This window comes from Rothia sp. HMSC036D11 (assembly GCF_001814205.1).
Taxonomy (GTDB): Bacteria; Actinomycetota; Actinomycetes; order Actinomycetales; family Micrococcaceae; genus Rothia; species Rothia dentocariosa.
Genome location: NZ_KV815277.1, coordinates 228,885 through 250,725 on the forward strand (window position 1 = coordinate 228,885; position 21,841 = coordinate 250,725).

Here is a 21,841-nt window from a genome sequence, read left to right on the forward strand (position 1 = left end):
GCAACAATACCGAAACCATTTTTAGGTAAATGAAAATGAACCAATAGTTACAACCCTGCCAGATCCTCAACCTGAGATTCAACCCTACTTTTGCACGTTTTGTGTATTTTCCAAATTAAGAAAATTTTTTCATAATACCTTAAAAATGTATCTAATTTTATCAAATTTCATCTAAACATAAATTTTACACATAAAATTTCATCTCTTGTCGAAGGGGCATTTATTTTCCCTGCATACTTTTCTTCTCTTCTATGCTAGAATGCAGCGGATATACGACGGCTTCGCACCTTATAACATGTATATACCAATATTTCAACCATGAATGCTCACATGGCACTCCGATCCTTTATTGCTGTATAGGAAAAGAAGAGGCATTGTCTGAACCTGAAGTATTCTAGATTTAGTACAGAGGATAAGTGTTGTTTTGGCATCTAATAGATACACATCCTGCTAACCACCTCTCATACCATGTAGTTATTTATCGCCTTTCTAACGCCCTCACATCAGATACAAAAGGATTACACCCATGATTACTCTCTACGCCAAGTCAAAGATGGTTAACCCCGAATACCGGTACAACATCCTCAACACTGATTTCAAACCAGTCTATGAAACCGATGGCAGGCTCCGTCTCGGCGGAAAAAGCGTCGTCTTCACTAAGGCAGATACCGAAGAAAAAGTCATCACGGTACACCGCGAACCCGATATAAAACACACCTACACCGTCGAGTCCGCAGACGGTAGCACCGCAGCCACCGTGAAATACACTGATTGGAAGCCCTTCCGCCCAAAGTTCAGCGTTAAAACCTCCGATGCGGAGTTCATCATGGATGGAAGCGCATGGGTCAAAGGGTTCGAGATTCACCGAGAAGATCAGGTGGTAGCAAAGATAACCCGCCCAGGACTCGGAGTTAAATACGGTTATATTATTGACATCATGGACGAAGCATTCCACGATGTCACGCTCGGATCATTCATAGTACTCTCCCACTACATCGGCGGCAGGCGCAACTACGCGGTTCCTATCGTCGGGTAATTCACCCTCCAAACCGCCAAGTGGGAACGTATAGTTTGCAGTGGGAGCGAGGCTGTTGAAACACTCGCACAGAACGCCCACGTGCACCGCGCATCCAACAGAGTCGTGAGCTACGAGGTGAACATTCCCAAGCCGAAGCCGTGGCGAGAAACCTTCGTGGGGGGCCACTGCGCCCAAATGTACCCCGCCTGGCTGCTCTGCTCCTCCTGAGAATAAAGCTCCCGGTAACGGCCCTCAACCATCATCAGGTCATCGTGGCGTCCGCTCTGAATAATGCGCCCATCCTCCATGACCACGATATTCTCGGCGTTGCGCACCGTTGAAAGCCTATGCGCCACCACAACCTTCGTACACTGATACTGCGCAATCAACTCCGTCACCTGCCGCTCGGTCGCGGTATCAAGCGCGCTGGTCGCCTCATCCAACACCAAAATGCGCGGATACCGCAGCAAAGCGGTCACAATCGCGATGCGCTGGCGCTGACCGCCCGAGAAGTTCTCGCCGCCGCTCGCCATGATCGTATCGAAGCCCATCGGCAAATCCTTCACAAAATCCAGGATGCCCATCGCAAGAATACTCTCCTCGATTTCTTCACGGCTGCGCCCGTCATCTAGGCCTGCTGTGAGGTTATCGTAGAGACTTCCCGACCTGGTTTGCAGCTGCTGCGGCACATACCCAATATGGGAACGTAACTCGTCCAAAGAATAATCTCTAACATCGATTCCGCCCACACGAATAGCACCCGAAACCGGGCTGTACAACGAACACAACAGCTTAGCCAAGGTACTCTTACCCGAACCCGACGAACCCACGAGAGCAACATCGTGGCCCTCCGGCACGCGCAGCGAGATATCCGTCAGCACAGGTTTATTACCACCCGGATACGTAAAATTCACGTTCTCAAGGTCAAGGTCACCATCAGCAATATCGGTGACAGATCCCGTGCTCTTCTCCGGTTCATAGCGCTGAATATCCACGATACGCGCAACCGCACGGTCCACCGCGATAATGCTCATAATGCCAAACATCGTCGAAGCAACCGACGAAAACAGCAGCGCAGAAATACCCTCGGTCGCAATAGCCTGACCGAGCGTGAGCGTTCCATCATTCACCAGCGGTATCGACGCCAACAGCAGAATCAGAGGACCGCCCAGCTGCACCACGGATGCGGCTGACCCGAGCACACCCTGCTGCAGCACCATGCGGCGGCGCATTGACGCCAGCGACTGCATATAGGCTTCGCGCCAGGTGTTATAGGTGGGCGTTGAGGAACCCGTCATCTTCATGGCTGCAATGGTGTTGATAGCGTCAAGCTCAACCACCTGCGCTTCGGAGGCGTGCGCATACTCGGCGTCAAGCGCCTGGGAGGTGGGGCGCGCCGTGACGAACCAGATCAGCATCAGCACGGCAAGAACCACGAAGGTGATTATCAAAACCTGGCTCGATTGCTGGGCGATAAAGATGAGAATCACAATCATCGTGCCGATGTTAATCACGAACTCGGTCAGGCTTGTAGACAAGAAGTTGCGCAGCGTGTTCACGCTTGAAAGGCGGTAGAGAATATCGCCCGGAGAACGCAGCGCGAAATAGGTCAACGGCAGCCTCAGCAGCCTATCGAACATATTGCCCAAGAGCTTATATCCGATGGACGAGACGATACTCGCCAGCGTTGCGGCGCGTGCAATGGAAACCAGGTAGTAGCCAATAACACCGACTACCACTCCGATCGTTGTTTCCACGACGGTGTTTTTTGCGCCCCTGAGCTGCGCATCCACCACGGTTTGGATCACCATGGGCACGGCAAAGGTAACGCTATAGGTGATGATGAGAAGCAGCAGGAACAGCGCGTACTGGCCGAACATTTTCTTCGTGAAAAAGGTGCCCAACTGCCAATCTTGAAAGACACTGCGGGATTTCTTTTTGAAATCTTTCCGCGGAGACGGCACCAGAATACTGCCGGAAAAAGACTCTTCAGCCTCCTGAAGATCCATAACCCGCATTCCCGTGGAGGGATCCATAATATGCACGTGATCCTTACGGATGCGCACCAAAACCACGTAATGGGAATTGTTCCAGTGCAGAATAACCGGCTTGCCAATATCTCGAAGATGTTCGAGAGAGGGCGCCCTGAAGGCTTTGACCTCCATACCTTCCTCAACGAGAAGGTCGCGCACTTGGCGCATCGAGAGGCCTTCACGACCGGGTTCGGCAATCAGGCGAAGGTCTGAAATAGTCTGATAGCGCCCGTAGTGCTGCAGGACGGACGCCCCCACGCCCAGCCCGCATTCGGTCTTCGCCGCCTGAAGAACAGCAGGAAAACCCATACTATCGAACCTCGAACGGCTCGGGGATAAGAGGGCTGTACGGGCGAGTATTCTCTGCCCGGCGAGCCAGCCAGGACAGCACACCGGAGGTACCGACCATGAACGAGGGAGTCAGCGAGTAGCGCACGGATTTATCGTCGAGGACTGCCCGAATATCCGATGCGCTGTAACCGTTCTCGATGGCATCCCGGATAGCCTCTGCGCACGGCACGTCGGGGATCCGGTCGGCTATCCAGGCGAGTACATCTAGGGTACCGAAGTCGCCGTGACATAGGGTGAGGTTGCTTCGGGTGCCGGTGCGGAACGCATGCTGTACCGCGCGGTCGAGGTCGGTGCGGCTGGCGAGTTCGGGCATCCACAGGTGCAGTGCCGCGAAGGCGAGGGCGATGCCCGCGCTGCCGGAGCACCAGGTGCCGCTGGCATGCTCTTCGCCGCTGTCATGCTCGGTGAGCTGGGCCCGCCATTCGTCCCCGGTGTTGAAGTCGTTAAGGCGGCGCAAAAGAATTTCGACGGCTTCGCGAGCACGTTCGGGTGAGGGCATCTGGTGGTTCCAGCGGGCGAGCGCGAAGATTGATCCGCTGATTCCGTAGGCGAATCCGCTGCGGTGCCACCAGTTTTCTTCTGTCATGCCGGCGATAATGTCTTGGGCGTGCCTGTCTAATACCGCCAGCAGGGCCGCGCGGTCGGTGGCGAGGTTATAACCCAGGAGCATGGCGGCAGCTCCTACCTGGTAGTCCAGGTACCCGGGCATGGGATGCTCAACCTGCGCCAGGCGTGCGGCGGTGCGGTCGCCAACCTTGACGGCTGCCTCAGCAAAATGGGTATCCTGAAGGTTTTCTGCGGCGGCGGCGAGTACGAAGGCGATGCCTGTTTCGCCGCAGGATATGCCGTCGCAGGTTTCGGGGGGAATGCTGAAAAGCCTGTCAGCGAAGACGTCTTGCGCGATGGGGTCTAGTACCCGGCGGGCCGTCTGCGTGTATTCCGGTTTTTCGAGCATCCGTGCAGCCTGGGTGAGGGCGAGTGCAGCCCCGGTTGAGCCGGTGTAGAGGTCTATGCCGAGGACTTCGGTGTTCCATACGCTAAGGTGCTGCTGCCACAGGCCGGGGGTGGGTGCCAGCCAGGTCCAGGCGTCTTCCTCTCTGCCGCCCGGGTGGTTCGTCGCTGTTAGCCGATCGGCAATACTCTCGCAGAGTTCTCGTTCATGCTGCACGTTCTGCCTGTTTGACAGTAGCTCTGCCGATGCGTCCGCGAGTATGCGATCCGGCGGATAGGGTGATACGAAGGCTGACCAGATCTGTTGAATCTGCTCTTCAAGGTTTGCTTCGTCGAGGGCGGCAATATGTTCCAGGGTTTCATCGAGCGCGCTGCTGTCGATGGTCAGTCCTATAGCGTGCCCGTCGAAAGATATGATCTCGGAGCCATCTGTGCGATGCATGAAGAAGGGAATGTCGAACCGCCAGAGGGCTTCTACTTCGGCCTCGATCATCTCAAGGGGACGGTTATTGCTCAGCGTTGCGGCACGCAGCGCGATTGTGGCGAAGACGTCTTCGGAAGCCAGCGCTTCGGGGCTGCTGAGCATTTTGAGGATTCGGGTGTAGAACCTGGTGGATTGCAGCAGGGCACGCAGCGTCAGCCCAGAGCAATTCGTGCGAACTATCTCGGTCATGATTTCGCGATGCTCGCAGACCCACCGGTACATTTGCGTGAATCCGCGTTCGAAGGCACGGGCGCGGGCTGCCTCAGAAATACGCCGCTCCTCTGGGGTGCTGGCGTTAGCTTTTTCGGCGCGATCTGTGTCTTCCGTGGTCGGGTTCTCTGGGCTGGGTTCACGGTTGATGCGTGCCACGGCATCGTCACGGAAGGGATTTGCGACGGTTACCTCGTGGAAGGGGTTCGTCCCCTGTTCGCCGTGCAGGAAGCCTACATCGCGGAACCCTAGCGAGATATCGCGGCGTGTGCGGCGGGTAGGCAGAAATGCGCTGCATGCGATTCCGCGCAGCCAGCGCAGGTAAACGCTGCCTTCGGGGGGACTCTGAATATCCTCCGTCAGAATATGCACGGGGTGGAGAATCGTTTCAAGGTCAATCGGAACGGGTTCCGTACGCAGAGGTATCAAATTCTTGGCGTGCAGGTCTTTAGCCTGCAGGGTGTAGAGCAAAGCCGCCAGCCGTCCGCAAGCTCCAAGGAAATCTTCGGCATAAAAGTCTGCGTCTTCACGTTTAATAAACTCCATGAAGCCATAGCCCTCACCCCGAATCACACGGGCTGCACGCATCGAAGGAGCCCCCTGCGCGGCGAGGTCTTGAACGATTTTCCAGAAGACCCATTCGCCTTCAACATTGCGGGATTTGTAGACCACCATGCCCTGGGTAAATTCGAGAAGGCAACCGGCGCGTCCGCCGCCGTAACGGGTTCTGGGCAGACCGAAGGATTCGAGTTTGAGGGGTTCGTCATCTTTGACGTTAAGAAGCTCGCGAATATCATCTTCACGAGCGCTCACGCGCTCAAAAATTTCGGCAATCATCGCATGAAACTGCTCAATAGTCCTGCCGTGAACGCCGGGCAGAAGCGGGTAGCTTGCATAAAAGTCGTCACTAAATTCTTCGCCCCAACGTCGGCAGTAATCTTCATACCGTTCTTCGGGGGTACTCCCGTGCAGAAGTCCCTGCGAAGAGATCTTTTTGATGTGCGCAACCAGCGGTCTGAGGTAGAAATTAGTTAAACGCGCGGTCAGGTTCTCCAAAAACTGACTAACTAGGAGGGGAAGCCGCGACGGTGCGGCGTAACCCGATGCGGCAACAGCACGTTCAACATTGTCACGCTCACTCTCGGCAAGCTGGGCGATGAGCGCGTGAAACATGGAGGGTTCGGCCGTCGGCCCCAGTGCTTTGAGCACCGGAGCCGACAACCGTACGATAGACTCGGAGTCGGGAGTATTGGATGCGGTACCCAAACGTTCTAACAACGAAGTGCTAGATACATACGTTTCTAGGCGTCGGAATTGCTCATCATCCAGTTCAGGAAGAAGTTCCCTGATTAACACCTGGTATCTCCTTATCTATCGTATTTACTTATTCCCCGGACTTAGGAAGAGCTGCCGCCCCAGAAGCCAAAGCCGAAGTTGTAGTTACCGCAGCCGTTACCGCAGTAGTTGCCGCCGCCGCCGTTGCCACCGCCGGTGGAGCCGCCACCGGAGAAGCCGCCGCCGCCGTGACCGCTGCCGTTAACCTGGTCCAGGTCGAGGTCCGAGATCTCTTCCAGGAGCGTGATATCCTTAGCCATGGTTATCCTCCTTAAATATTCCTGATCCGTTCAGGAATAGTATTATCGGTGTTTAGTTTGATGCTGAAGACATCAAACTATTCTCTGACTGGGTTCCAGGTGTTTGCTTTTCCACAGTATTCACCTGGAACCCACTACCCTTCCTTACGGCGCACTAACGCCCCAAGAAAAGGAAGTTTGTAAAATTTGTTACTTATTTTCTGTAGCACTACAAACATAGCTATTAGACACAAGCTGTCAGAGCTATGTCATCTAAATTATGTGGGGATGCCGCGTGTGCTACAGGTGCCAAGCGACAAAAGCCTCACATCTCCATTGACTATGAACTTTCGTCGCGGGCTACGACATATTAGGGGTGGTGAGATATATCTTCTATTCTCATCATGCGGCAAGGTCATGGAACAAAGGTCCTTATCAGAGTCGGTTTTCTCTCTATTGAAATCGGTGACTCTACAGTAACAACTTGATAAACGTGTTTCAAGATGTACTCTAGGGGTCAAAAATTTATCGTGCACTCATTAAGATGGTAAATAATATTGACGTCAAGTATTTTAAACATATTTCAAAATGATAGTCATTACGATTTTGGGCTGTAATTTCAAGGGATTTGGTTAATTTACTCAGAAAATAAAGCGCCTGGAAAGTTTTTTATTATTTAAAATAAATTTTGTTTTTGTATTAGAAAAATAATTTTGAAAAAGTTTTTGTAACGGTTTGGTATCATTTTTAAGATAACAAAACCATTAAAAATTCCCGAGAAATCTGAGTATTGTTGCTTAGAAATTTAAACTTTATGGGTGAAATATTATGCGGTTTATAGAGAACTTGCCGCGCTGGTTTTTGAGAAAGCATCAAAAAAAATTTGGATGCTGTCGCCCAGGCAACACGCTTGTGCGACAGCATCCACGTTTTTCGGTTGCTCTACGGCTCAGGTTATTTACTCGTGCGAGCCGCTGCGCATATCCATAACGACTTTCCCAAACCGCAGGGTCAACTATGAGGAATCGTCTATGCGGCTATTGGTGATGTGTACTCCTCGTGGCTGCTTTTCTCTTCTTGGTAGTACAAATCCCGGTACCGACCTTCCACCGAGATCAGTTCCTCATGGGAACCGACCTGCATCACGCATCCGTGTTCCATGACCACGATCTGCTGGGCATTGCGAATTGTCGAAAGCCTGTGCGCCACCACAACCTTCGTACACTGATACTGTGCGATGAGTTCCGTCACCTGCCGCTCGGTTGTGGTATCTAGAGCACTGGTCGCTTCATCCAACACCAATATCCGTGGATACCGCAGCAGGGCGGTAGCAATCGCGATGCGTTGACGTTGACCACCCGAGAAGTTCTCGCCCCCGTTGGCCATAATCGTGTCGAACCCCAGCGGTAGATCCTTGACAAAATCCAGGATGCCCATAGCGTAGATATTGGCTTCGATCTCCTCACGGCTGCGCCCGTCATCCAGACCCGCCGTGAGGTTATCGTACAGGCTGCCCGTCTTGGTTTGCAGCTGTTGAGGCACATACCCAATATGGGAACGCAGAGCATCCAGCGAGTAATCACGAATATCGATTCCGCCCACACGAATAGCACCCGAAACCGGGGTGTACAGCGAGCACAACAACATAGCAAGCGTGCTCTTACCAGACCCGGAGGAACCGACGATCGCGATATCCTGCTCTTCCGGCACCGTTAGAGATACCTCCGAGAGGACCGGAGCCATACCACCCGGATACGTGAAACTGACATTGTCTAGTTCAATATCGCTATCAAACACATCCGTAACGGTTCCCTCATCCTGTTCGGGTTCGTAGTGTTGAATATCTGCAACACGTGTAATTGCACGATCTACAGCAGCAATATCCATAACGCCAAATATCATGGCAGATACCGATGAAAACAATAGAGCAGAAATGCTCTCAGTAGCGATAGCTTGACCTAAGGTCAATGTTCTATTGTTGATGAGCGGTATTGAAGCCAACAGGAGGATCAAGGGACCACCCAGCTGCACGACGGCTGCGGCAGACCCAAGCACGCCTTGCTGCAGCACCATGCGGCGTCGCATCGACGCCAGCGATCGTAGATACGTTTCACGCCATTTGGCAAAGGTCGAAGTCGCCGAACCCGTCATCTTCATGGAAGCCACGGTGTTAATGGCATCAAGCTCAATCACCTGAGTTTCAGAAGCCTGCGCATATTCATTGTCAAGAGCCTGGGAGGTGGGCCGCGCCGTCAAAATCCATACAATAACCAGCATGGCAAGAACTACACAGGTCATGAGCAAAACCACGCCGGACTGCTGAGCGATAAAAGTGAGAATAACGAAGAATGTGCCAAGGTTGATGACAAACTCGGTCATCTTTGAGGCAAGGAAATCCCGAAGCATGTTGATACTCGCCAGCCGGTAGAGAATATCCCCGGGAGAACGAAGGGCGAAGTAGGTCAAGGGCAGTTTAATGAGTCTACCGAATAGGTTTCCTGAGAGTTTGAGACCCACATTAGAGACGATGCTCGCGAGAGTTGCAGCACGTGCGATAGAAACCAGGTAGTAACCCAAAATCCCTACAATTACGCTAGTGGTTATTCCAACAACTATATTTTCCTCACCCTTAAGCTGGGCATCCACCACGTGCTGAATCACCATAGGCACAGCAAAGGTCGCACCATAGGTGAGGGCAAATAAACCAACGAAAAGAGCATACTGACCAAACAGCTGTTTCGTCAGAAAGGTACCTATCTGCCAGTCTTTGAAAACGTTCCGGGATTTTTTCTCGAAATCTTCCCGCGGAGTCGGTATCAACACGCTGCCAGAGAAAGATCTTTCTGCTTCCTCCAGACTTATAATTCGATTCCCGATCGCAGGATCCATAATCTGCACACGATCTTTGCGGATGCGCACCAGCACCACATAGTGGGAGTTGTCCCAATGTAGGATAACGGGTTTCCCAATATTCCGTAGTTGTTCCAAGGATCCTGCCTTATAGGCGCTAACCTCCATACCTTCGGATTTCAAAAGATTACGTACTTGGGCTAAATTGAGACCTTCACGTCCCGGTTCCATAGCCAGACGCAAGTCTGAGACCGTCTGATAGCGCCCGTAATGCTGCAGGATAGAAGCGCTCACGCCCAGACCACACTCGGTCTGAGCTGTCTGCAAAACAACAGGAAAAGCCATTACTTGATACCTTATGCTTCGGTGGAGCCGGGAATAATCGGAGTATACAGCCGCGTGCTGTTTAGTAGAACAGGTTCAACCGGATGATCTTCGCGGTCTAAAATTTGTGGCTTGCTTCAAAATATGTATTTGAAGCAAGCCATATCATGATTTAAAACAATTCGCATATTAATTCATGGGTACAAGTCATATATTTTATAGAAAACTAATACCGATACCCCAAAATACACTATATTGTTTATTTATCATGAAAAATCATTAGGTGCAGTAATACCAATATGTGAAGAAGCTCATATGGGAAGTCCGGGACGGATCATTACACCATGATGCCTTTCCTCCACTAATCAGGTTAAGGTCCTGCTCAGTGAGCTCCTCCAAAGGGGCAACATCCTTACGCATACCACTTTCCTTTCAATCTTGGAAGCGTTAGGGCAAATAACCCTAAACAAATTATCAACCACACAGGATTCCCTAAAAATAATCCCTAAATATCTTCAACTGAATCTATTTGGTTGATGGAATTAAATCTAGCAAGCATAGGGAAAGTATTCAAGAGCAATATTAGATAGTTTAAGACAATCTAAAAAACTGCAAGAAATAAAATTTATTTTATTTGTAAACAATTTTGAACTATGATTCAAGCAGTGTTCAGGCTAGGATGTCAAGGAAAATCAAAAATTAAAAGAATACCTCCAAATTTTAATAACGACGTTTAAATACCAAAAAAACGAACATCGCACAATAAGGTTAAAGTCTAAAAATATTTTTGAAAAATTTTTTCCACACCGTGAGGGTTATTCATTTGTGTGTTGCTATAGACAGCAGATTAGCCCATGCACTACGGAGAACACCTGGTGATACAAGCCAGGGGCCTGCGATAGGTGTATGACAGTACTCGTCAGCATTTGTTCACGCACTAGATGAGCATGCGGTGGTGGTTGACTGACGGTTCAGTGACTTGCCTTCTATGGGCAGCTCTCCGGGTGGTTTTTCATCAGTATGAGTAGTCCGAGTCTTTAGTAGCCTTACTCGGCCACAACATCTTCCGGAACCATGAATTTACCAAGGTAATGGTGTCAGTAGGCGAAGATGTCATGGCATACTCCTGACAGCAGGATCCATCGCGATCACAATCCCGGAGGTATTCAGCAAGGCTTACGGGTTAGTAGGTATGGCTTGTGGTAATACGTATAGCAGTATTGTTTATATCTTGTGAAGGATACAGCTGATTGTGATTTGGGGAACTTTGAATCGTTTAGCGAGGGTTTCTCCGACCTGATTTTGTCGTATATACAAGAGGGTGGTTTTCAAAACCTTGACGATGGCTTTACCAAGGATGCAAAAAGTTACACAGCATGGTTATCCATTATTGTGTCGTCGGATGTGTAATCACGAAGATCAGATACCTGCGGGCACTTGTCTTTCAGGTGCCGCAAGTCCCAGCACTCCCACCAGAGAGTGTTCGGAGTGTTCACGGTCGTACACAGACTCACCTTCCGGATCCAAGACCACCCTAGATGAATAGCTCTCATATTTTTAAAATTATCAAAATAAAATGCCAACCAGTTCTTCTTAAAGAAAGCCTGGTTGGCACTCACTAAATAACATTAAGGAAATATTTTCGTCATTCTTAATGTTGATTTTTTGATACTACTTGCACTTACGGTAGTACCAAAAAGTCTCAAGAAGACCGGCTGGAGGCCACTCAGACCCTTCAACTCGACCCTTCATGTTCTCACAGAACCCCGCACCATTTACGTTGTCAAGTTCCTGATCGGTAATCCCTTCCAGAAGAACAGCATCCTTGCGCATAGGTTTTCCTTTCAACTTTTAAAATTTTTAGGGGTGGGATGTTTTCTAAAGAAGTATCATCAATTTTCACAAACTAGATACGTATAGTTAACATCCATAAAACACCCTATTGAACCGACAGCAATACAGAGAATTCATCAAATCCAATATTTTACTGTCACATTAAACCTAGCAATCTCAGAAAGGTAAGTTCAAGAGCACTTTTATATAACTTAAAATATTCTAAACAAATACACCAAGTGTAATTATTTCATATGTAATTTATATTGAACATCAATTAAAATCTATGTTCAACCCAGAATTTCAAGGAAAGGTTGAAATTGATGGTATCCCCCCAGATTTTAATAACACTGTTTAAACACCCGAAATTCGAACATTGTGTATGAGAATGGGAAGTTAAAATATTTTTTAAAAATTCCTTCCCTCCCTGAACCATATACGCTAATTTATAACAGAATTATTAAATTACCCAGATTTACTGGATAAACTCACAAAAATTAATAAAAATTTAAGCACATCTAACGTGAATAAATGGATTTTTCTTCGTAGTGTATGCCTCTTCAGCTTCCCTAACCACCTATTACATTCGCTAGCCCCCGGACAGAGGTTCCCTTCCCCACTGTCTCAATATTATTGTGGCTCTTCTACTTTTGGTAAAAGTGAACGCTCGTGTGTTTGGTATTGGTTATATTTTTGATTACCCCCGAGCCCGTCGTATCAGTATCTATAACAACCCTTCCAAACGTATTTTCTGGTCGAGGGCATTCTTGAAAACAGCTTTGTAAAACTGCTAAATTTAAATAGCTAATAAGAAAGAATATTAATATTTTTATTATATCTTTTTAAGGTTAGCTGAAAAGTATGAGTAGTACAGAAATTATCAAGCCTTATCTATACTGCTCATAATATACAGATAATTACTCTAAGTGATAGGAGAAATGTATGAACCAGGAGATTACACTCCTAGAAGAGATCACCGACCAGGAACTGGCACAGATAAGTGGAGCAGGAACCTGCGAGAATCTCAAAGCTCGTCTAGATGGGAAGAAGTGGCCTCCGGCTACTCTTGCGGAATCTATTTTTTATCGTTTGAGCTGCTAATAGTATCGAGAATCTTCATTAAATAATCTATAGTCAATTATTTAAATATTTTTAGCGAGGATTAGTCCGGGGTCATGGTCGCATGGTCTCGGACTAACCTTTATATTTTTCTACCCAAACACCACCCGGACCGTGGAGTAACCCGAGATCGGGTAGGTCGCGTTCTCGGTGGCGGGTGCATCCGACTCGTCACCAGGAACAATACTCTCGGTCGCCTTCAGTAGCTCCTCCATGAGCAGGCGCAGCTCCAAGCGGGCCAGCGGCGCACCCGGGCAGACGTGAATACCATCGCCATACACTAGGTTGCGGGACTGGTCACGATGCGGGTTATAGGTGAGCGCATCCTCGAACGCGTCTTCGTCACGGTTGGCACTCGACCAGTTAATCGTCACCCGCGAATTAGCCGGAATAGTACGCCCACCCAACACGGTGTCTTCGGTAGTCACGCGGCGGTTTGTCACCAGCGGGTCTTCAAGGCGCATAATCTCCTCAACCGCGGCGGCGATCTCCGCATGCCCCTCCCCCAGTGAGTCACGCAGCCGCGCTTGCTCCTGCGGGTTGCGCGCCAAAAAGTTCACGATAATCCCGGCGCACGCCGAAACGGTCGAAAGCTCCCCCACCGTCCAGTTACGAATCAGGCTCACAATCTCTTCATCAGTCATGGTGCGCGGCTCTTGACCGGGCAGCTGCACGGTGTCGGTCAACAGCTCGGCGGTCACATCCTGCGGATTACCGGCGGCAGCCTGCTCGCGGCGCGCATCCAGAAGCTCACGAATATAGGTGTCAAACTCAAGGGCGACCTTGCCGATCTGCTCGCGGTCGCGGCGCAGCGTAGCCTCGCGGTTCTTCTCAATCCACTCGATCAGTGGCTTCTCAAGGCTTGCGGGCCAGCCCATGAACGCGTTCTGGATGCGCATCGCATAAGCCTGCGCGAACCCATCCATCACATTAACCTCGGTGCCGCGCGGCAGATCAGCCACCAGGTTCTTGACGACCTCACGGATTTTCGGCTCGAACTCATTCAGGCGTTCGGGGGTGAAGTATTTGTCGTTCACGGCGCGGAACGTTGTGTGTTCGGGCGCATCCATACCGTTTGGCACGGCGATGTGCCTAGTCGAGACGACATTCGAGTAAATTTCGGGATGATCGAGCACGTGCTGCACATCGGCATTCTTGAACACGGAGTAGCCCATGAACTCGTCGTGCGCTACGGGGCAGCGGCGGCGCATCTCGTCATAAGCGGCCACCTGGTTCTTCTGAACCTTCTCGCTGCGCAAATCCCAATCATTTTTTACGTTGTCTGCCACGACTTTCTGCCTTCTAGAAGTCACAGGTATGTGGGTGCCGTCAAATATGCGCGACTGTGCGCTATCCGTGGAGTCGGCAGCGGGAATATCGCGCGACGGCACCACAACCGAAGGATAGTTATAACATATTTGACACTATCACTTATCCCTCGCCCTCGCAGGATAGGAGTGCCTTTGCTGAGTGGGGCTGCGGCATGGCCAGAGCCGCCAAAGTACATGTACCATACGTACACAATAGTGGCTTGCAACCTTCTAAGGAGATTCTTCCCTGAATAGCAGAGGCTCATAGAATATAAATGCCCGAGCTATAGATGGCTAAGGATGTTTCCAAAGCCGTCCAAGCTCGGACATAAACCCTAACAGGTACGTTATTCGTTCTTCTCTAGATAGTCTTCTAGAGAGATCCTGTACCCATCGTCTTCGGCACGAGCCTTCCGCAGTGCCTCAATATCGAGTAGTTCTTCGTATTCTTCCAGTAGTTTCAGATCGTCATAAGAGACGATAGCTGCGACAGTCTTACCGTTGCGGCTGATGAGGGGCCGCTCACCACCAAACGCAGCTTCATTGATTTTAGTACCGAGGTTGTTGCGAAGCTCTTTCAGTGTTGTTACTTCGCGCTCTATGTTGGGAACAGCGGTAGTCATGGTTTTTCTCTTTAGCACATTTAAGCTCAAACCTGCTTCCAAGGGACTTAAAAATGTATGTCCTTAATGAAGCTCTAGAGCTTAATTCCTTCTGTCTGTCTCGTCATTACAGTGTAGTACACACATGAGCCATTATGCAACAAGTGTACACTTTGAAAAATATGTGCTATTATTTCTGTGATATTTATCATTACACTAGTACAAATATCCGATATGCTGGTTCTTCTATAGGAGAGAAGCTTCATGAAAAAATACAGGGTGCAGCTCACAAAGCAAGCTGCGAAGGATCTTGACAAGATACGGAAGGGCGACAAGAAGACTTTCGAAAACATACGCCTTCGTCTCCTAGACCTCAAGATGTATCCTCTACCCCAAATTCCAGGTAGTCCTCTTGCAGTTAAGGAGTTACAGGGTCGCGAAGGTTTCCGTATACGAGTTGGCCAATATCGCATACTCTATACAGTTAATGAAAATAAGATACTCGTCGAAGTCTTCCGCGTAGGCTCCCGGGGCGATGTATATAAGAAATAAGCAGTTAACCTCAAATTCTCATGAAGCAGACGCTGTGTTATACATCGAGATTAGACTTTCCACTCCAGAATACTGCTATTAGTAGAACTGTCGTTCTTCACAATAATTCCGCAGGATGATCCTTCAGATGTGCATCCAGAGCATAAGGAAACTCTATGCCTTATTTCTTGAACGGGTAGGCTGCGCCCGAGATAACGCCCGCCTCCACGTCCTCCAGGGTTTTGCCGCGGGTCTCGGGCAGGTTACGCCACATGAGCACGGCAATCAGCACGTTCACCACCATGAACCCGAAGAAGGATCCGGTCAGTCCCAGCGCCCCCAAAATAACCGGGAATACGAGGGAAAGCAGACCGTTCATCATCCACCCGCAGAATGCGGAAAGGCCCATGCCGACCGCCCGCACCCGAAGCGGGAACAGCTCGCTCATCAGCACCCATGTCGAAACGTTCAGGCAGGTCTGCATCGACCCCACGAACCCGACCACAAGCGCCAGGATAATATAGGGACGCGCGGGGCTGCCTTCCGGCAGGAGCATAGACGCTACCCCGATCAGCAGGTGGAAAAACGCGGTCAGCGAATACCCAGCGATCACCATCGTGCGGCGGTTCACACGTTCCATCATGCGCAGCGAAAAGATTGAGCCGACCACGGCGATAGCGCCCGGCGCGATATTCGCGATGAGAGCCGAACCTTCGTCAAACCCGGCCTCTTTAAGCACCTTAATGCCGTAGTACATGATCGAGTTAATACCAGTGAGCTGCTGCCCGGCACCTACCAAAATACCGACCAGCAGAATCCGCACAAACCATTTTTCACGCAGGATTTTACCCGTGCTGCCCCTAGTCTCCGCGCCGATTTGGGTGCGCGTTTCCTCAAGCGAACGCGCGATGTCCGCGATTTCGGCATCAGCACGTTCGGCGGGGCGGATGCGCCGCATAATGGCGCGCGCATCCTCAGTGCGATCCTGCGCGATAAGCCAGCGTGGGGATTCGGGCATGCGCAGCATACCGATGAAAAGCGCGAGCGCAGGCAAGGCGCAGACGGCGAACATCCACCGCCATACACTGTCGTGTTCACCCCAGAGGTTGCCGATGATGGCGTTCACGATGAACGCTGCGAACTGCCCACCGACGACCATGAGTTCGTTACGCCCGGAGAGTGAGCCGCGAATTTCGTAGGGTGCAAGTTCGGCGAGGAATACAGGCACGACTGCGGATGCGCCTCCCACAGCGAGCCCGAGCATCGTGCGGCCCATCAACAGTACAGCAATGCTGGGGGTGAAGACGCATGCGAGCGCGCCCGCGATGAAGAGGATTGAGAGTCCGATGATGGTTCTGCGCCGTCCGATGACATCTGAGATACGCCCGGTGATCATGGCTCCGAGGGCGGCAGCGAAGGCGAGGGAGCCTGTGACCCAGCCTTGAATGGTGTTGTCCATGCCGAGTTCGCGGCTCATGGGGTCGAGGGCACCGTTGATAACGCCGGTGTCGTACCCGAAGAGGAGCCCGCCGAAGGTTGCCACCAGCGCGATAACGCCTAGGCGGCGGGTGTGCGCGCCCTGCCCGAGCGGGGGTAGTGCACTGGCGCGGTTCGGCGGCTCGGTGGTGATGCTCATGCGGGTATTTTTGTCTTTCATGAGGGGTCTTGTACGGCACAGGTTGAGAGACCGCACAGTCTTTAAACGCTTGCTGGCTTGGGTATATTCCCGATTAGTTATATTTCCAGCTGGCTATATTTGCAGTGGCGAAGGAGATTGTTAGAAAAGCGCGATGCTTTCGGGCGCTGGAAAAATCTCGTTGAGCCGCACCAGTTCGTCATCGTTGAAACGCACGCTTGCGGCCTGCGCGTTTGCGTGTACTTGTTCGGGGGTGGTTGCCCCGGCAATCACGCTAGCGACGGGGTTCTGCTGTTTGAGCCAAGAGATGGAGGCTTGAACCTCAGAGATTCCCAGATCGGCACAAAATTCGCGGTAGGCATCGAGTTGTTCCCAGTCGGCTTGCGCAAGTACCTGCGCTTTGGAATGCGACAGACGTGACCCTGCAGGGATACTGTCGCGGCGGTATTTTCCGGTCAAAAGCCCATTGGCAAGCGGGAAATACGGGAGAACCCCGAGCCCGAAGTGGCGGGCGGCGGGAAGAATTTCGAGTTCGGCACGGCGGTCAAGCAGGTTGTAGTGGTTTTCGGCGGCGATAAACCGCTCAGTGCCGAGTTCGCGGGCGAGATGCTCGGCGTGGGCAAGCTGCCACCCCGCAAAGTTGGAGTGCCCCAGGTAACGAACCTTTCCGCTGGTCACGAGCGTATCTAGAGCAGATAGGGTTTCTTCCAGCGGGGTGTTCGGGTCGGGGCTGTGGTAGAAATACAGGTCAATGTACTCGGTTCCCAGGCGGCGCAGTGAACCTTCGACGGCACGCATGATGTATCGGCGTGAGCCGCGCGCATCCCAGTCGTTGCCGTTGAGGGTACCGGTGGGAAGCCCGAATTTGGTGACGATGATCAGGTCATCACGGTTGAGGTTGAGTTCGCGCATCGCGGTACCGAACATGGTTTCTGACAGCCCGGGTTCGGCGCCGTACAGGTCGGCAATATCGAAGAAGCCGATGCCAGCGGCGACTGCGGCGGCGATAACAGCGTTGGTGCCTTCCTGGGTTTGAGTGGGGGTGCCGGGGCGTCCCAGGTTGTTGCAGCCGATTCCGACGGAGGGCACGACCAGCCCGGAGTTCCCCAGGCGTGCATATGCGGGAGATTCGATGCGTTCCATACATTTACTCTACCGTGTTTGACAGTGTATGGTCGCAACATGACGTTCGCGGCGCTCTGCAATTCCCTCGCGAGCAGATAGTATTTCGATGAGCAGATAACATTCCGCTATCTGCTCGTCGAAATATTATCTGCTCGCGGCTAAACTTGCGGCCAAATCAGGTGGAGGTTTCAACGCGCTGACCCGCATCGCCGCGAACCCGTATGACGTAATGTTTCGCCGCATCCCACAATATTAAGCGGTTATGACCGCTCGACGACATGTGCCGACATATTCTTGCTGGCACCGCGCATCCTGCCTAGAATAGGAACGTTATCTATCCAGAGCGACCGAGAGATCTGGCTCTTAGACGTCGCAGCAACCTCGCCAGCCTCCACCCATGGGGTGGACGGACAAGGTGCTCCCGCCAGAACCGATAGAAGTGAATTCCCTTCGCGTCTTGCTAAGATTCGGCGTACCTTCGGGCACGCTTCTATCGGGTGAACACGGAGGAATGAAAATGACGACAGTTCACCCGGCTCTTTCTTACGAGCTGTATCCGCCACGGTCGCACGCAAGCTGCGATTCCCTGCTCAAAACCATCACCGAGCTTGAGCAAACCAACCCGGATTACGTTTCCGTCACCTATTCGGGCGATGCGCAGCGCCGCCAAAAGACGCTGGCTCTGCTCGATCATTTGGTACATGAAACCTCGCTGAACCCACTGGCGCATCTAATCTGCGTGGGGCATTCCGTGGCTGATTTGGAACGCTCGGTTCGTCTGATTCTGGGGCTTGGAGTACGCGGGTTTTTAGCGCTGCGCGGCGATATTCCGCCCGAAAACGCGCGCCCGCTTGAGCTACCTTTTGCCCGCTACCTGGTGGAACTGATTCGCAGGGTGGAACGTGAGGATTTCGCGCATCTTGCTGCGGGGAAGGTGTCGATTGGGGTTGCGGCGTACCCGCATAAGCACCCCGAGTCTTCCTCGCTTCTTCAAGACATTGAGATTCTGCTTTCAAAGCAGCGTGCCGGGGCGGATTTCGCCATCACCCAGGTTTTCTTTGAGACCGAGCGCTATTCGGGGCTGGTAGATGCTGCGCGCCTTGCCGGGGTGGAAATGCCCATTATTCCCGGTATTATGCCCGTTACTTCGCTGACTCGGCTGACGAAGCTGTGCGAGCTTGCCGGGCTCGAAGTGCCGCGCGAGCTGGCGCATCGCCTGGAAACCGCGAGCGATCCGCGCGAGCTGCACCGCATCGGCGTGGAACATGCGCTCGACCAATGTCGCAAGGTGCTTGATGCTGGCGCCCCCGGCCTGCATTTCTTCACATTTAACGAGCATGAGGCTGTGCTGGACGTCCTCGAAGAACTCGACGTTCCGCGCTACTCGAACCGTTTCAAACTCCCCCTAAGCGATCTTCAATACCTCTAAACTCCCCTTTTATTTGACACCCTCCCACAGTAAGGAACTAGGATGACCCGCACCCCATTCCCCGCAGCAACCATCGTCGGTTACCCCCGCGTGGGCCGTTTCCGCGAGCTGAAGAAGGCACAGGAAGCGTTCTGGAAAGGCAAAATCACGCAGGATGAGCTGCGCCAGGCGGCCGCAGATGTGCAGCGCACCTACTATGACCGTGTGATCGAACGCGGTCTTAGCGCCACCGATTCGTCTATCCCGGCGACTTTCTCGTACTACGATCAGGTGCTCGACGCCGTGCGCCTTTTCACCCTCGTGCCCAAGCGTCTTGCCGACGCCAAGGATGCGCGCGGCCTGCTCGATCTACCCGGGTACTTTGCTCTAGCGCGCGGCACAGAGACGCTGCCTCCGCTGGAGATGACGAAATGGTTCGATACGAACTACCACTACCTGGTGCCCGAGATCGGTCCGGATACCGAGATCACGCTGAATCTTGAGGCTATCGACGAGCAGCTTGAAGTCGCCAAGGAGCACGGGGTGACGGTGCGCCCGCAGCTGGTCGGCCCGCTCACTCTGCTTCTCGGGGCGAAAGCCGAGCAGGGTTCGCCCGAAGGATTCACACCGCTGGATCGCCTAGACGATTTCGTGAAAGCCTACCGGCAGGTACTCGCCGAGCTGGCGGAGCGCGGCGTGCAGTGGGTGCAGCTCGACGAACCCGGCCTGACCGTGGACCGCGACATTCCCAACGCCAAAATCGCCGAATTGGTGCGTAAAACTTACACCGCGTTGGCAGCCGAAACGAACCGTCCCGCAATCCTGGTGACAAGCCCCTACGGCAATCTGCGCGAGAACCTGCCCGCGCTGTTAGACACCGGTATTGAGGCTCTGCATCTCGACCTGGTTTCCACGCTCTACGATGCCGAGGCACTGACTGCCTTCAAAGACTCCGGCGTAACCCTGGTGGCGGGTGCCATTAACGGACGCAATATATGGCGTGCCGATCTGCGAGCGCTTCTGCACGCACTCCAGAACATTAATGGCGGCGAGGTGGCGGTCGCGTCCTCAACCTCGCTGCAGCATGTGCCGCACGATCTCGACCTTGAAGACCCCGCCGATGTGCCCGTAGACGGTCTGGCTTTTGCCGACCAGAAAGTCGCCGAGATCGTGACTCTTGCCCGCGGTCTTGCCGACGGTGAGTCTGCGGTTGAGGCAGAGTTGAAGACCGCCGACGAAGCGCTAGCACGTTTCACAGCGGATCCGCGTAAGCATAATGCGGCAATCCGTGAGCGTGCCGCATCCGTGAAACCGCAGGATTTTGAGCGCCCCGAACTGAAGACCCGCCGGGATGCCCAAGCCGATCTGAATCTGCCGAAACTGCCGACCACAACCATTGGTTCGTTCCCGCAGACCGGCGATATTCGCCGCCACCGTGCAGAGGCGCGTGCCGGTAAAATCACGCAGCAGCAGCTTGACGAGTTCCTGCGTGAAGAGATCGCCTCCGTTATTAAACTCCAGGAAGATTTGGGCCTGGATGTGCTCGTGCACGGTGAGGCCGAACGTAACGACATGGTGCAGTACTTCGCCGAGAATTTCGATGGTTTCGCCACGACGAAGCACGGCTGGGTGCAGTCCTATGGTTCACGCTGCACCCGCCCATCGGTGCTGTTCGGCGATGTGAAACGCTCAGGTGAAGGGCTGCGCGGCGAGGCCGTGACCGTGCCCTGGATTTCCTACGCCCAGTCGCTCACCGATCGTCCCGTTAAGGGCATGCTGACCGGCCCGGTGACTATTCTGGCTTGGTCGTTCGTGCGTGATGACCAGCCGCGCGAGGAAACCGCGAATCAGGTGGCATTGGCGCTCGCCGACGAAATCGCCGATTTGGAAGAGGCGGGCATCCGCATCATTCAGGTGGATGAACCGGCACTGCGTGAGCTTCTGCCACTGCGCCGTGATGAGCAGCCCGCGTACCTGGCGTGGTCGGTGAATGCGTTCCGCCTGGCGACGAGCGCGGTCGAGGACAAAACTCAGGTTCACACCCACCTGTGCTACTCGGAATTCAACGAGATTATTGATTCGATTAATGCCCTGAATGCGGATGTGACCAGTATTGAGGCGGCGCGCTCGCATATGGAGCTGCTGGCGGATATTCCCGAAAGCTATGTTTCGGGGCTGGGACCGGGCGTGTGGGATATTCACTCGCCGCGTGTGCCTTCGCAGGCCGAGGTTGAGGAGCTGATCCGTGCCGCGATTGGGTACGGAACCATCTCTGACCTGTGGGTTAACCCGGATTGCGGTTTGAAGACCCGCGACTACGAGGAGACGAAGAGGACACTGGAGAACGTGGTGTCCGCCGCGAAGAAGGTTCGGGCAAGCCTGTAGTCTCTGACGCTCCGCCCCTATAAAGTGCCTTAATTACAGGCTTAAACAATCACAATAATTCCGCGAGCAGGTGGTTTTTGGTTCGAGCAGGTAGGAA

The 21,841-nt window shown here is 52.6% G+C and carries 14 protein-coding genes and 1 riboswitch; of the genes, 5 read left to right on the forward strand and 9 right to left on the reverse strand.

Features of this window, described 5'->3' with window-relative positions; genetic code table 11:
* Positions 1-526: 526 nt before the first annotated feature.
* A complete protein-coding gene (locus tag HMPREF2958_RS01925) occupies positions 527-1,036 on the forward strand; it encodes an LURP-one-related/scramblase family protein (RefSeq protein ID WP_070696065.1) in 510 nt (169 codons plus the stop codon).
* Positions 1,037-1,146: 110 nt separating this feature from the next.
* On the opposite strand, the gene HMPREF2958_RS01930 is transcribed toward HMPREF2958_RS01925, so the two are convergent.
* From HMPREF2958_RS01930 to HMPREF2958_RS10940, 5 genes are all read right to left on the reverse strand, one after another.
* Positions 1,147-3,360 (reverse strand): peptidase domain-containing ABC transporter, encoded by a 2,214-nt coding sequence (locus HMPREF2958_RS01930; protein WP_070696067.1) that lies wholly within the window; start codon positions 3,358-3,360, stop codon positions 1,147-1,149.
* A 1-nt stretch (position 3,361) separates the two neighbouring features.
* Complete coding sequence (gene lanM, locus HMPREF2958_RS01935; RefSeq protein ID WP_070696069.1) at positions 3,362-6,403, reverse strand: type 2 lanthipeptide synthetase LanM; 3,042 nt, start codon at positions 6,401-6,403, stop codon at positions 3,362-3,364.
* A gap of 41 nt (positions 6,404-6,444) precedes the next feature.
* Positions 6,445-6,642 carry a hypothetical protein gene (locus HMPREF2958_RS01940; protein ID WP_048754637.1) on the reverse strand — a complete coding sequence of 66 codons (198 nt, stop codon included), beginning with the start codon at positions 6,640-6,642 and terminating at the stop codon, positions 6,445-6,447.
* Positions 6,643-7,650: 1,008 nt separating this feature from the next.
* Positions 7,651-9,816 (reverse strand): peptidase domain-containing ABC transporter, encoded by a 2,166-nt coding sequence (locus HMPREF2958_RS01945; RefSeq protein WP_070696071.1) that lies wholly within the window; start codon positions 9,814-9,816, stop codon positions 7,651-7,653.
* A gap of 1,650 nt (positions 9,817-11,466) precedes the next feature.
* The gene (locus tag HMPREF2958_RS10940; RefSeq protein ID WP_168165956.1) at positions 11,467-11,628 is read right to left on the reverse strand and encodes a hypothetical protein; all 162 of its coding nucleotides are present in this window, start codon (positions 11,626-11,628) and stop codon (positions 11,467-11,469) included.
* A gap of 942 nt (positions 11,629-12,570) precedes the next feature.
* On the opposite strand from HMPREF2958_RS10940, the gene HMPREF2958_RS10875 reads away from it, so the two are divergent.
* The gene (locus HMPREF2958_RS10875; protein ID WP_141755778.1) at positions 12,571-12,729 is read left to right on the forward strand and encodes a bacteriocin; all 159 of its coding nucleotides are present in this window, start codon (positions 12,571-12,573) and stop codon (positions 12,727-12,729) included.
* Between the two features lie 110 nt (positions 12,730-12,839).
* Here HMPREF2958_RS10875 and HMPREF2958_RS01955 read toward each other — a convergent pair whose 3' ends face one another.
* Positions 12,840-14,036 carry a cytochrome P450 gene (locus HMPREF2958_RS01955; RefSeq protein WP_070696074.1) on the reverse strand — a complete coding sequence of 399 codons (1,197 nt, stop codon included), beginning with the start codon at positions 14,034-14,036 and terminating at the stop codon, positions 12,840-12,842.
* Between the two features lie 368 nt (positions 14,037-14,404).
* Entirely contained in the window at positions 14,405-14,680 is a 276-nt protein-coding gene (locus tag HMPREF2958_RS01960) for a type II toxin-antitoxin system prevent-host-death family antitoxin (protein ID WP_070696076.1), read from the reverse strand.
* 243 nt (positions 14,681-14,923) lie between these two features.
* Between HMPREF2958_RS01960 and HMPREF2958_RS11250 the strand changes: the two genes are divergently transcribed.
* Positions 14,924-15,211, forward strand: a complete 288-nt coding sequence (locus HMPREF2958_RS11250; RefSeq protein WP_070696078.1) for a type II toxin-antitoxin system RelE family toxin — start codon at positions 14,924-14,926, stop codon at positions 15,209-15,211.
* Between the two features lie 160 nt (positions 15,212-15,371).
* On the opposite strand, the gene HMPREF2958_RS01970 is transcribed toward HMPREF2958_RS11250, so the two are convergent.
* On the reverse strand, positions 15,372-16,847 hold the full coding sequence (locus HMPREF2958_RS01970) for a sugar porter family MFS transporter (protein WP_070696080.1): 1,476 nt from the start codon (positions 16,845-16,847) through the stop codon (positions 15,372-15,374).
* Between the two features lie 120 nt (positions 16,848-16,967).
* Positions 16,968-17,969, reverse strand: a complete 1,002-nt coding sequence (locus HMPREF2958_RS01975; protein WP_070696082.1) for an aldo/keto reductase — start codon at positions 17,967-17,969, stop codon at positions 16,968-16,970.
* Positions 17,970-18,282: 313 nt separating this feature from the next.
* Positions 18,283-18,391: riboswitch (SAM riboswitch) on the forward strand.
* 77 nt (positions 18,392-18,468) lie between these two features.
* Here HMPREF2958_RS01975 and HMPREF2958_RS01980 point away from each other — a divergent pair.
* Positions 18,469-19,380, forward strand: coding sequence for a methylenetetrahydrofolate reductase (locus HMPREF2958_RS01980; protein ID WP_070696084.1), 912 nt, complete (start codon positions 18,469-18,471; stop codon positions 19,378-19,380).
* Between the two features lie 42 nt (positions 19,381-19,422).
* Positions 19,423-21,744: a 5-methyltetrahydropteroyltriglutamate--homocysteine S-methyltransferase gene (gene metE / locus HMPREF2958_RS01985; RefSeq protein ID WP_070696085.1), complete on the forward strand. Its 2,322-nt coding sequence runs from the start codon at positions 19,423-19,425 to the stop codon at positions 21,742-21,744.
* Positions 21,745-21,841: the final 97 nt, after the last annotated feature.

What these genes read in the sequence shown, in the direction of transcription:
- HMPREF2958_RS01925 (WP_070696065.1), top strand. Translation starts at nt 527, where the DNA reads ATGATTACTCTCTACGCCAAGTCAAAGATGGTTAACCCCGAATACCGG.
- HMPREF2958_RS01930 (WP_070696067.1), bottom strand. Translation starts at nt 3,360, where the DNA reads ATGGGTTTTCCTGCTGTTCTTCAGGCGGCGAAGACCGAATGCGGGCTG.
- HMPREF2958_RS01940 (WP_048754637.1), bottom strand. Translation starts at nt 6,642, where the DNA reads ATGGCTAAGGATATCACGCTCCTGGAAGAGATCTCGGACCTCGACCTG.
- HMPREF2958_RS01945 (WP_070696071.1), bottom strand. Translation starts at nt 9,816, where the DNA reads ATGGCTTTTCCTGTTGTTTTGCAGACAGCTCAGACCGAGTGTGGTCTG.
- HMPREF2958_RS10940 (WP_168165956.1), bottom strand. Translation starts at nt 11,628, where the DNA reads ATGCGCAAGGATGCTGTTCTTCTGGAAGGGATTACCGATCAGGAACTT.
- HMPREF2958_RS10875 (WP_141755778.1), top strand. Translation starts at nt 12,571, where the DNA reads ATGAACCAGGAGATTACACTCCTAGAAGAGATCACCGACCAGGAACTG.
- HMPREF2958_RS01960 (WP_070696076.1), bottom strand. Translation starts at nt 14,680, where the DNA reads ATGACTACCGCTGTTCCCAACATAGAGCGCGAAGTAACAACACTGAAA.
- HMPREF2958_RS11250 (WP_070696078.1), top strand. Translation starts at nt 14,924, where the DNA reads ATGAAAAAATACAGGGTGCAGCTCACAAAGCAAGCTGCGAAGGATCTT.
- HMPREF2958_RS01970 (WP_070696080.1), bottom strand. Translation starts at nt 16,847, where the DNA reads ATGAAAGACAAAAATACCCGCATGAGCATCACCACCGAGCCGCCGAAC.
- HMPREF2958_RS01975 (WP_070696082.1), bottom strand. Translation starts at nt 17,969, where the DNA reads ATGGAACGCATCGAATCTCCCGCATATGCACGCCTGGGGAACTCCGGG.
- HMPREF2958_RS01980 (WP_070696084.1), top strand. Translation starts at nt 18,469, where the DNA reads ATGACGACAGTTCACCCGGCTCTTTCTTACGAGCTGTATCCGCCACGG.
- metE (WP_070696085.1), top strand. Translation starts at nt 19,423, where the DNA reads ATGACCCGCACCCCATTCCCCGCAGCAACCATCGTCGGTTACCCCCGC.